Origin of the sequence: Streptomyces acidicola, assembly GCF_009377235.1 — a bacterium.
Lineage (GTDB): Bacteria > Actinomycetota > Actinomycetes > Streptomycetales > Streptomycetaceae > Streptomyces > Streptomyces acidicola.
Map to the genome: position 1 here is coordinate 1 of NZ_VMNX01000281.1, position 11380 is coordinate 11380.

At 70.8% G+C, this 11380-nt stretch carries 7 protein-coding genes and 2 pseudogenes; 2 read left to right on the plus strand and 7 right to left on the minus strand.

Features of this window, described 5'->3' with window-relative positions:
* The 5 genes from FPZ41_RS40435 to FPZ41_RS40455 form a co-directional block, all read right to left on the minus strand.
* Positions 1–492: wax ester/triacylglycerol synthase family O-acyltransferase (locus tag FPZ41_RS40435; protein WP_228023320.1), on the minus strand; the 492-nt coding region annotated here is incomplete at its 3' end.
* Between the two features lie 238 nt (positions 493–730).
* On the minus strand, positions 731–3352 hold the full coding sequence (locus FPZ41_RS40440) for a PA14 domain-containing protein (RefSeq protein WP_322621343.1): 2622 nt from the start codon (positions 3350–3352) through the stop codon (positions 731–733).
* A gap of 115 nt (positions 3353–3467) precedes the next feature.
* Complete coding sequence (glgC, locus tag FPZ41_RS40445) at positions 3468–4688, minus strand: glucose-1-phosphate adenylyltransferase (protein WP_152869079.1); 1221 nt, start codon at positions 4686–4688, stop codon at positions 3468–3470.
* A gap of 58 nt (positions 4689–4746) precedes the next feature.
* Positions 4747–5898 carry a glycogen synthase gene (glgA, locus tag FPZ41_RS40450; protein ID WP_322621344.1) on the minus strand — a complete coding sequence of 384 codons (1152 nt, stop codon included), beginning with the start codon at positions 5896–5898 and terminating at the stop codon, positions 4747–4749.
* A 91-nt stretch (positions 5899–5989) separates the two neighbouring features.
* The gene (locus tag FPZ41_RS40455; protein WP_322621345.1) at positions 5990–6718 is read right to left on the minus strand and encodes a (2Fe-2S)-binding protein; all 729 of its coding nucleotides are present in this window, start codon (positions 6716–6718) and stop codon (positions 5990–5992) included.
* 244 nt (positions 6719–6962) lie between these two features.
* On the opposite strand from FPZ41_RS40455, the gene FPZ41_RS40460 reads away from it, so the two are divergent.
* Positions 6963–8099, plus strand: a complete 1137-nt coding sequence (locus FPZ41_RS40460; protein ID WP_152869085.1) for a DMT family transporter — start codon at positions 6963–6965, stop codon at positions 8097–8099.
* A 36-nt stretch (positions 8100–8135) separates the two neighbouring features.
* Here FPZ41_RS40460 and FPZ41_RS50475 read toward each other — a convergent pair.
* Both FPZ41_RS50475 and FPZ41_RS50480 read right to left on the minus strand, forming a co-directional pair.
* Positions 8136–8909 (minus strand): annotated as a pseudogene (locus FPZ41_RS50475) (M23 family metallopeptidase); the annotation flags it as partial.
* 159 nt (positions 8910–9068) lie between these two features.
* Positions 9069–9359, minus strand: a pseudogene (locus FPZ41_RS50480) (transglycosylase family protein); the annotation flags it as partial.
* A 309-nt stretch (positions 9360–9668) separates the two neighbouring features.
* Here FPZ41_RS50480 and gndA point away from each other — a divergent pair.
* Positions 9669–11108, plus strand: a complete 1440-nt coding sequence (gene gndA / locus FPZ41_RS40470) for an NADP-dependent phosphogluconate dehydrogenase (protein WP_152869089.1) — start codon at positions 9669–9671, stop codon at positions 11106–11108.
* The last annotated feature ends 272 nt before the right edge of the window (positions 11109–11380 follow it).

Here is an 11380-nt window from a genome sequence, read left to right on the forward strand (position 1 = left end):
CATGTCCATCGGGTCCATGACGGCGGCGGCGAGCGTCAGGGCGCGCAGGCCGTCGGCCAGGGCGTGGTGGAACTTGAAGAGCACGGCGAACGAGGTGCCGTCCTCACCGGGCAGCACATGGGCCTCCCACGGTGGCTTCCCACGCTCCAGCGGGCGCTGCATCAGGCTGCCCGCCACCGCGTGGAAGTCCGCGGTCGGAGCGTGCAGCCTGACGTGGTCCAGGGGGTCGAAGTCCCGGGTGGGCTCGCGGACGGCTCCGCCGAAGGCGGTCGGGAAGGAGGGTGCGAACGCGAGCGGCCGCCATACGTCCCGGATTCGCATACGCAGCCCCGGCACGGCGGCGGCGCGGGCCGCGAGCAGGTCGGCCGCATGGACGCCGGCGGTGGGCGAGTGGGCCGCGAAGACCCCGAGGGCACCGAGGTGCATCGGGTGCTGTGCGGACTCGATGTTCCAGAAAGCCAGGTCGAGTGGTGCGAGCACGTCGGAAGTCAATGGCTTGCCTCGCGTCGACGAAGTGTGGAAGTCAGCAGTCAATCGCCGACAAGCGATTACGGTCAAGTACGATCAAGCTACGCACAGTTAACAGCAGATTAAGTCCCGCCCCTCCGAAAGGGGCGGGACTCATGAGGCGCTTGTGGTCACGCGACGACAGATGACGTCACCCTTGCAAACACACCCCACCCGTACGGGCGCGGGCCAACCGGGCAGGGGCGCGTGTCATCCGCCGGCCTCACTGCGCCGGGCATCCCTCCGGAGCGGCACGGGACGCGTCGCGGATCAGGGCCTCGTGCGCGGCCCTCAATCGCCCGACATCCGGCTTCATGACCGCACGGTCGTACGTCAGGAAGCCGTTCAGCTCGCCCTCGACGTCCGTTATCTGGGTGTAGACGGCACCGTTGCTGCCCCGGCAGGCCAGCGCGCGCACCTCGTCGAGCTTGGTGAGGTAGTCGTCGGTGTAGGTCGCCGGGTCGACGTCGACGTACGACTGCTGGACGGACCAGGCGTGCCCGGGGACCGCCAGGCCGAGGCCGCCGTACTCGCCACTGACGAGTGCCCGTTCCCCGTCGGGGCGGGGCGGGAGCGCGGGGCTCGGATAGCCGTGCTCGTCCATGATGTCGCCGGTGCCGCCGTCGGCCCCGAGGTTGAGGCCCGACTGGCCGTTGACCAGCCGCGTCGGGTCCCAGGCCTTCGCCTGCTCGGCGATGCGGCCAATGTCGTACTGGCCCCAGCCCTCGTTGAAGGTGACCCACATGACGACCGACGGGCTGCTGATGTGCTCGTCGATCATCTCCTTCATCTCGCGCTCGTACTCGGCACGGGCCGCGGGGCTCGGATTCACCCCCGCGGTCATCGCGGGCATGTCCTGCCAGACCAGCAGGCCCAGCCGGTCGGCCCAGTAGAACCAGCGGTCGGGCTCGACCTTGATGTGCTTGCGCACGGCGTTGAAGCCGAGCTCCTTGTGCGCCTTCAGGTCGTACGCGAGCGCCTCGTCGGTCGGGGCGGTGTGCAGACCGTCGGGCCAGAAGCCCTGGTCGAGCGTGGCCATCATGAAGACGGGTTCGCCGTTGAGGAGGGTGCGCGGGGTGCCGTTCACCTTCTCGACGGCGACGGACCGCATGCCGAAGTAGCTGCCGACCCGGTCGGCGCCCACGCTCACCTTCAGGTCGTACAGGAACGGGTCGTCGGGCGACCACAGGTGCGGGTCACGGATCGCCAGGGTCAGCTCAGTGCCGGTGCGGCCGCTCGCCGTGGCGACCTTTCGCCCGCGGTCGTACGCTGTCGCCGTGACGGGCACGCCGTCACGCACCCCCTTGGGCTCGACGGTGAGCCGGCCGCTCTCCGCGTCCGGTACGAGTTTGAGGGAGTCCACATGGTCGGGTGCGACCGGCTCCATCCACACCGTCTGCCAGATGCCGGACGACGGCGTGTACCAGATGCCGCTCGGGTCCAGGCGCTGCTTGCCGAGCGGCGGGTTCTCGCCGTTCGCGGCGTCGGTCGGGTCGTAGACGCCGACGATGAGCTCCTGGGTGCGGCCGGGCTTCAGCGCGTCGGTGACGTCGGCGCTGAACTTGTCGTAACCGCCCTTGTGTTCGGCGACCTTGGTGCCGTTGACGTACACCTCGGACTGCCAGTCCACGGCACCGAAGTTCAGCCGCAGCCGCTTGCCGGAACCGATGTGCCAGTCACGGGGAACCGTGAAAGTGCGGCGGTACCACATACGGTCCTCGTGCCGCTGGATGCCGGAGAGCTGGGACTCCACCGGGTACGGGACGAGGATCCTCTCCTTGAGGGTCCGGCCGACGGGCGGCTGCTCGCCCGCCTCGGCCGCCGCGAACTGCCAGCGCCCGTTGAGGTTCTGCCAGGCGTCGCGCGTCAGCTGGGGCCGGGGGTACTCCGGGAGGGCGCTGTCCGGTCCCACGTCGTCGGCCCAGCGGGTGCGCAGTTCGTAGGTGGAGCGGTTGGGGCCGCTGCTCCAGAACTCCTTGACAACGTTGCCGTCGGCGCCTGTGAGTCCGCCCCGGCCGTCGTAGTGGAGGTCGGTGGCCCCGCGCGCCGTGCCGCTCTTGTTACCGACCACGGGCTCCTTGAGAGCGACGAGCAGGGCCTTCGGGTCGGCGGGGTCCGGCGTGGCGGCGCCCAGGGGCCACTCGGCTCCGCCGATCACCGCGGTGACGTGGTCGGTGAACCCGGCTTGGGGTGCGGCGAGGTCCTGTGCGAAGTCCAGCTTCATCGTGCGGCCGTCACTCAGGACCGTGGCCGCGACGGCGCCGTCGTAGTCGAAGCCGTCGGGCAGGCGGAACGCGGACTGCGGGACGGGTCCCTTGCTGCCGCCCGGCGGGGTCCAGCGCAGGTGGAAGTTGGAGCCGCCGTAGTGCTCGAAGTACTCGACCTTGATGTCGTAGGCCTGGCCGGCGGTCAGCTCGATGGGCTGGGCGGTCTGTTCGCGGTCCCAGTCGTCGACCCAGTGGTCGATGGCGATTTTTCCGTCGATCCAGAGCCGGAAGCCGTTGTCCGCGATGATCGAGAAGGTGTGGGGTCCGGTCTTCTCCGGAACGATCTTTCCGGTCCAGCGGACGCTGACGTCGTCCGACTGTCCGGCGGTGGCCGCCAGGCGCGGCTCCAGGTTGTCGAAGTCGAGGTTCGGTTCGAAGCGGGTGGCCTTCAGCTCGTTGAAGTCGAAGACGCCCGGGGCGGAGTGCGTGTAGTACTCGCCCTTCAGACCCTGGACCTCGGCGGGGTCGTCGGCGGCGGTCGCGGTCGGTGCGGCGGTGAGTCCCGCGATACCGAGTGCGACCGCAAGGAGTAACACGAGCGGTGACGCGAGTCGGTTTCTGAGTCGTCTGATGCGCACGGATCCCCCCTAGGGGTGAGGATGGGTGGCGGCTCGGTGCTCAGTTCTCAGCGGTACAACGTTGTCACGTACAGCAGTTGGCATGACAACACGGATTCCGCTTCCCGTCCAGGAACTACGACACCATCTGGCCCTTGCCCAGCGCGATCACGCCGCTCTTGGAGACCGTGTACAACTCGGCGTCCCGCTCGGGGTTGACGCCGATCGTCGCGCCCGGCGGCACCTGGACGCCCTTGTCGAGGACGGCGCCGCGCACCACCGCGCCCCGCCCGACGTGGACGTTGTCGTGCAGCACCGAGCCCTGTACGACCGCGCCGGGGTCGACCACCACACCGGGCGAGAGCACCGACCGCGTCACCTGACCGCGGATCAGGCAGCCGGCGCTGATGATCGACTCGCCGGCCATGCCGCCCGCATTGAAGCGGGCCGGGGACAGCTGGCCCGAGTGGGTGTAGATGGGCCAGCTGCGGTTGTAGAGGTTGAAGGCGGGGCGCTCGGCGATGAGGTCCATGTGGGCGTCGTAGTACGCGTCGAGGGTGCCGACGTCGCGCCAGTAGCCCCGGTCGCGGCTGGTCTCGCCGGGCACGTGGTTGGCTTGGAAGTCGTACAGCTGGGCCTCGCCGCGGCCGGTGAGCTGGGGCAGGATCGAACCACCCATGTCGTGCACGGAGTTCTGGTCCTCGGCGTCCCGCTGGAGGGACTCCACGAGGGTCTTGGTGGTGAAGATGTAGTTCCCCATCGAGGCGAACACGCGCTCGGGGTCGTCCGCCAGGCCCGGCGGGTCGGCGGGCTTCTCCAGGAAGCGTTCGACGGTCTGCCCGTCGGAGCCGGGCGTGATCACGCCGAACGAAGACGACTCGGCGCGTGGCACCCGTATCCCCGCGACCGTGACGCCCGCGCCGCCCTCGATGTGCTGCGCCAGCATCTGCCGCGGGTCCATGCGGTAGACGTGGTCGGCGCCGAACACCGCGACATAGTCGGGCTGTTCGTCATGGACCAGGTTCAGGGACTGCAGGATGGCGTCCGCGCTGCCGAGGTACCAGCGCGGGCCGAGCCGCTGCTGCGCCGGGACCGGTGTGACGTAGTTGCCGAGCAGGCTCGACATCCGCCACGTCGTGGTGATGTGCCGGTCCAGCGAGTGCGACTTGTACTGCGTCAGCACACAGATCCGCAGGATGTCCGCGTTGACCAGGTTGGACAGGACGAAGTCGACGAGCCGGTATGTTCCGCCGAAGGTCACCGCGGGTTTCGCACGGTCGGCGGTCAGGGGCATCAGCCGTTTGCCCTCGCCGCCCGCCAGTACGATTCCCAGCACCGAAGGTCCACCGCGTCGCATGCCGCCCGCCCCTCTACGCCCGGTTGTGCCGCTGTGCTCTGCTCTCTGCCTGTCCCTGTCACCCCTGTTTGAGGACTTCCTCGTAGAGGTTGACAGTGCGCCGGGCCACCGCGTCCCAGCCGAACTCCCGTACCGCGCGCTCCCGTCCGGCCGCGCCCAGACGCGCGGCGGTCTCCGGGTCGGCGAGCAACGAGTCGAGGGCGCGCGTGAGACGGGCCTCGAAGTCGTCGCCCGTCGGCACGAGCAGCCCCGTCACTCCGTCCTCGACGACCTCGGGGATGCCCCCGACGCGGGAGGCGACCACGGCCGTCCCGCTGGCCATCGCCTCCAGGTTGACGATGCCCAGCGGCTCGTACACCGAGGGGCACACGAACACCGTGGCGTGCGTGAGGAGTTGGATGACCTCCGTGCGCGGCAGCATCCGCGGGATCCAGTGCACGCCCTCGCGCACGGCGCTGAGCTCCTGGAAGAGGGCGCGGAACTCCTGGTCGATCTCCGGGGTGTCGGGGGCGCCCGCGCACAGCACCACCTGCGCGGCGGGGTCGATGTCCCGTACCGCGCGCAGCAGATGGGGCACGCCCTTCTGACGGGTGATCCGGCCGACGAACAGGACGTAGGGGCGGCCGGTGTCGAGGCCGATCCGGTCGAGGACGTCCGTGCCCTGGTCGGGCTGGTAGAGAGTGGTGTCGATGCCGTTGTGCACGACGCGGACCCGGTCCGGGTGCAGCGTCGGGTAGCTGCCGAGGATGTCCTCGCGCATGGCGCCGGACACGGCGATCACGGCGTCGGCGGCTTCGATGGCGGTGCGCTCGGCCCAGCTGGACAGCGCGTACCCGCCACCGAGTTGCTCGGCCTTCCAGGGGCGCAGCGGCTCCAGCGAGTGGGCGGTCATCACGTGCGGGATGCCGTACAGCAGCTTGCCGAGGTGGCCGGCGAGGTTCGCGTACCACGTGTGCGAGTGGACGAGTTCCCGGCCTTTGAGCGCGGCCGCGACGGACAGGTCCACGGAGAAGGTGCGCAGCGCGTCATTGGCGCCGTCGAGTGCGGGCCAGGGGCGGTGGCGGACGACTCCGCCCGCGGCGCCCTCGCCCCAGCAGTGCACGTCCAGGTCGGTGAGCGACCTCAACTCCCGGGCGAGGAACTCGACATGGACCCCCGCTCCGCCGTACACGTCCGGCGGGTACTCCCGGGTCAGCAGGCCGACTCGCACCCGGAACCCCCTGTCGCAGCGGTTGGTTCCCACATGGTCACCCAGATGTGGCGGCTGGGGAAGACCGCGTTACTCCTCGGGTGGCCCGCGTTCAGTGGCGGGACGGCGGGCGGTCGAAGCAGCAGTCGCCGCACAGTCCGCCGCCGGGCACGCGGTAGTAGAGGCAGCAGCTGCGGCGCCGCAGGGTGGCGGGGTCGAGGGTGTCCGACAGGCCAGGGTGTGCGAGGAGGTCCGCGGCGAGTCCCCGGGCCCGGTCCCGTACGTCCGGGCGCCCGCCCGCGGCCGACCAGCGTTCGAGCTGGCGCAGGGCGCCCATGAGCGCGGAGCCCGCGTTGCCCCGCAGCAGCCGCTCCGACATACGGAACCGCTCGCGCAGGGCGGCCGCCAGCGGGGCGAGATGGCCCTCCCGGACGACCTCGCCGATCGCGTCGGCCGGCCGGGCGCGCACCTCGGTCAGCCACAGCTCGTCCGGGGCGGCGCCGTCCGGGTCCCAGCGCAGCAGTGCTGGATCGAGGTCGGGCACGTGGTCGTACAGGGCGGCGGAGCCCAGGGCGACCGCCCACAGCCGGGCGACGAGTCCCTGATGTGTGAGGGAGGCCGCGACGCGTGCCTCGGGCGTACGCACACTGTCCGCGACCTTGCGGACGCGGAAGCCCAGCGGGTCCGCGCGAGCCCCGAAACGCTCCTCGTCTCCCCCGGTGTGCCGTGCCGTGTACGCCTGGGCGAGGGTGGGCAGCGGGCCGTTCGGCGGCTCTCCGGTGCGCAGTGCGAAGAAGCCGCCGAGGGCCCGGAGCGCGGTGAGGTCGGTGTCGAGAGCCACGAGGAGCAGTGGTATCAGGGCCCCTGAGGGGGTTCGCCGGGAGGGGTGTTTTTCGTCAGGACGGAGCAGGGGGCCACCCGTCTGGGGGATGACGATCAGGCCGTCCTACTCCATCGGCAGTAGGACGCAATGAGTGCTCAGGTACGACGACGCGAACGTCTTCGCGAGGCATCGTTGTAACCATGGAAGCCGACCGTTCGCCGCGCCGGGCCGAGAGTCCCCGCCGCTCGCCGAGGAGCAGCTCATGAGTGCCCTCGCGTTGTCCGTGCTGCTGTCGTTCGTCTCCGCCGTGGCCTACGCGGGCGGGGCGATCGTGCAGGAGCGGGTCGCGGTGTCCTCGCCCGACGAGTCCTACGCGCCGCTGCGCAGGCCGAGTTGGTGGGCGGCCGTCGCGCTGAACGGCCTCGGTGGACTGCTGCACGTGATCGCGCTGGCCTACGGCCCGCTGAGCCTGGTGCAGCCGCTGGGCGCGCTGACCATCGTGTTCGCGCTGCCGATGGCCGCGCTCTTCGTGGGCCGCAGGGCCGGGGCGACGGCATGGCGGGGTGCGCTCATGTCCACGGTCGGTCTCGCGGGCCTGCTGGCGCTGGTCGGCGCGTCGGATGCGCAGTCCCTGGACGGCACCCAGCGTGTGGTCGTGGCCCTGGCCACGGGCGGCGCCGTGGTGACGCTGATGGTGGCCGCGCGTGCGGCGCACCGGCACCCGGCGGTGCGCGGCATCCTCCTCGCGGTCGCGGCGGGTGCCGCGTTCGGCATGGCGTCGGTGTTCACGAAGACGGTCGCGGTCGACTGGACCGGCGGTGTCTCCCTCGCCGATGTGCCGTCACTTGCGGTGATAGGCGTCCTCGCGACGGCCGGCATGCTGCTGTCGCAGGCCTCCTACCGTGGCGCCGGCCTCGCGGCGCCGCTCGCCACGCTGACCGTGGTGAACCCGGTGGTGGCGGCCGCGGTCGGCATCACGATGTTCGGCGAGACCTTCCGCCACGGCACGACGGGTACCGTGCTGGCGCTGGGCTGCGGTGTCGTCGCCGCCGGTGGCCTGATCCTGCTGACCACGGAGCGGATCGCGAACACGCGGTCCGAGCCGGTGGACGCCACGGCACCAGCCGGAGCCGACGTGGCGCGGGTCGGTGTTCCGGCCGGTCCGGACCCCGTCGAGGAGCTGCTGGCCACGGCGCTGCCCGAGCAGCCCGGCGCCCCGGTGCACGACGAGGTGCGGGAGGTCCTCATACCGGCCCCCACGCTGGTGCCCCAGGAGGAGGCCTACGACGGACTGGACCGGTCCGACGACCCGCCGCACTCGTACGGCCCCTTCTACGGCGGCCCGTACGTGCCGATGCCGCTCCTCGACCGGCGGCCCCGCACCCGGGTCACGTCCTGAGCCGTCCCCCGGCTGTCCGTCTGCCGGGGGCAGGGGTCAGACCCGGACCCCGCCGGCCCTCAGATACGCGACCGGATCGACGTCGCTGCCGAAGCCGGGCCCCGTCCGCACCTCGAAGTGCAGGTGCGGGCCCGTGCTGTTGCCGGTGGACCCGGAGCGGCCGATCCGCTGGCCTGCGCTCACGTTCTGTCCGGACTTCACGGAGATGGCCGACAGATGGGCGTACTGGGTGTAGCGGCCGTCGCTGTGCCGGATGACCACCTGGTAGCCGAACGAGCCGCCCCAGCCCGAGCTGACGACCTCGCCCGCGGCCACCGACTTCACGGTGGTACCGGTGGGCACGGGGAAGTCGAGGCCCGTGTGGTAGCCCTTCGACCAGGAGGAGCCCGCGGCGCGGTAGGGGGTGCCCGACGAGGCGTCCACGGGGGCGGCGAAGGAGACGGACGCCTTCTTCTCGGGCTTCTCGCGCTTCTCCGCCTTCTTGTCCTCGGTCTTCTCGGGCCTCTTGTCCTGCGTCTTCTCCGGGGCCTTCTCCGGCCTCTTGTCCTCGGTGGCCTTGCTGTGGCCGGAAGAGGCCCGCTGGGGCGAGGAGTTGCCTGCGGGCGCGTCGGCACGCAGGTTCAGCCGCTGGCCCGGAACGATCAGGTCCGGGTCGGTGCCGATGGTCTTGCGGTTGCCCGCGTACAGCTTCTGCCAGCCGCCGCGGACCTCGCGGGAGTCGGCGATCCCGGAGAGCGTGTCGCCGCGTACGACGGTGTACATCTCCGTGCTGCCCGCCCGGGACTGGGGCGTGGTCTGCGGGGTGACGTCGCGGATCGTGCGCTTCTGCTGCTCGGCGGTCGAGGTCGAGGCACTCGCGGGGTTGATGTCCGGCGTGTCGCCGCCCCTGGTGAGGCCCGCGCGCGTCGAGCACACCGGCCAGGCTCCGGGGCCCTGGCCCCCCAGGACCTTCTCGGCGATGGCGATCTGCTGGTCCTTGGTGGCCAGGTCGGCACGCGCCGCGTAGGCCGTGCCGCCGTACGCCTCCCAGGTCGACTGGCTGAACTGAAGCCCACCGTAGTAGCCGTTGCCGGTGTTGATGCTCCAGTTGTTGGTGGACTCGCAGGCCGCGACCTTGTTCCAGGTGCTCACGTCGGCGGCGTCCGCGACGCCGGTGCCGATGAGGGGGATCGCCATGCCCGCGCCACCGGCTGTGACGGTGAGCGAGGCCCGGTTGATCCTGTTCGGCTGGTACCGGCGGTGCCGACCGCGTACGGCCATCGAGATGCCCCCTCACATATGCCAGAGGCCGCAAAAGTAAGGGCTGGGAACAGGCCATGACAAGACGGCAATCAGCCGCCATGTCGCGCCAACTGGCGGGTAAGTGACACGGGTTCGGAGGGCCGTTGAGGAAGGTGGGGCCTTCCCTGCGTAATCATGCGCGTCAGGCCGCACGGTGCGATCGGCGCCACAGCACGTCAGGATGGCAAAAGGGACGGTCCGGCAGGCGATACTGACGGGCACGAACGGCACACCGATATCAGGACCTACCAGCACCACCGATACCAGGATCCATTAGGAGCCAACGGAATGAGCACAACAGCCCAGATCGGCGTCACGGGTCTCGCGGTCATGGGGAGCAACCTCGCCCGCAACTTCGCGCGCAACGGTTACACGGTCGCCGTGCACAACCGCACCGCGTCGCGCACCCAGGCGCTGGTGAAGGAGCACGGGCACGAGGGCGACTTCATCGCGGCCGAGACCGCCAAGGACTTCGTGGCGGCGCTGGAGCGTCCGCGACGCCTGGTCGTGATGGTGAAGGCGGGCGGCCCGACCGACGCGGTGATCGAGGAGTTCGCCCCGCTCCTGGAACCCGGCGACATGATCATCGACGGGGGCAACGCCCACTTCGCCGACACCCGCCGCCGCGAGGCCGCGCTGCGCGAACAGGGCATCCACTTCGTGGGCGCGGGCATCTCCGGCGGTGAGGAGGGCGCGCTGAACGGGCCGAGCATCATGCCGGGCGGCCCGGCCGAGTCGTACGACTCGCTCGGCCCGATGCTGGAGAAGATCTCCGCGAAGGCGGCGGACGGGGCGCCCTGTGTGACGCACGTGGGCCCGGACGGCGCCGGTCACTTCGTGAAGATGGTGCACAACGGCATCGAGTACGCGGACATGCAGCTGATCGGCGAGGCGTACCAGCTGCTGCGCGACGTGGCGGGCTACACCCCCGCGCAGATCGCCGAGATCTTCCGCACCTGGAACACCGGCCGTCTGGACTCGTACCTGATCGAGATCACGGCCGAGGTACTGGCCCACGTGGACTCGGCGACGGGCAAACCGTTCGTGGACGTCGTCCAGGACCAGGCCGAGCAGAAGGGCACGGGCCGCTGGACCGTGCAGATCGCGCTGGATCTCGGCGTGCCGGTGTCCGGGATCGCGGAGGCGGTGTTCGCGCGCTCGCTCTCGGGCCACACCACGCTGCGCGAGGCCTCCCGCGGACTCGCCGGTCCGAAGCCCGCGGCGCTGAGCGCGGCCGAGGCGGCCGCCTTCGCGGACCGGGTGGAGCAGGCGCTGTACGCGTCGAAGATCGTGTCGTACACGCAGGGCTTCCACGAGATCACCGCGGCCACCGAGGAGTACGACTGGAACATCGACCTCGGCAAGGTCGCCTCCATCTGGCGCGGCGGCTGCATCATCCGCGCGGCCTTCCTGGACCGTATCCGTGCCGCGTACGACACCCGGCCGGATCTGCCGAGCCTGCTGTCGGACCAGACGTTCGCACAGGAGATCGCGGCCGCGCAGGACGACTGGCGTGAGGTGCTCGTCGCGGCGACCCGGCAGGGCGTGCCGACGCCGGGCTTCGCGGCGGCGCTCGCGTACTACGACGCGCTGCGCGCGGAGCGGCTGCCCGCCGCGCTGACCCAGGGGCAGCGGGACTTCTTCGGGGCGCACACGTATCGCAGGACGGACCGGGCGGGGTCGTTCCACACGCTGTGGAGCGGGGACCGGTCGGAGGTCGAAGCGTAGGCGCTCCGCTGGAGTCGCCGTTCGAAGCACGCGGGTAATAAGGACGATGACAGTGCCCCGTGCCCGTTCGAGGGCTTGAGATGGCCCGGCGTGGTGTGTGCCTCGCCGGGCCATCGGGCTGTTCAGGGGATGATCGTTCGGCTGGGTCGTCGCGATCCCCGCATGCGGTCGGGCAAGCGGTTCAGGAAAGCGGTGGACCCGGTTCGGGCTCCGGTACCGGCTCGGGGCCCGGGGGCTTCGGGATGGGCGACGGGGAAGGCTCCGGGGAGGGG

Coding starts and splice junctions, on each gene's coding strand:
- gndA (WP_152869089.1), top strand. CDS start 9,669: ATGAGCACAACAGCCCAGATCGGCGTCACGGGTCTCGCGGTCATGGGG.
- FPZ41_RS40460 (WP_152869085.1), top strand. CDS start 6,963: ATGAGTGCCCTCGCGTTGTCCGTGCTGCTGTCGTTCGTCTCCGCCGTG.
- glgC (WP_152869079.1), bottom strand. CDS start 4,688: ATGCGACGCGGTGGACCTTCGGTGCTGGGAATCGTACTGGCGGGCGGC.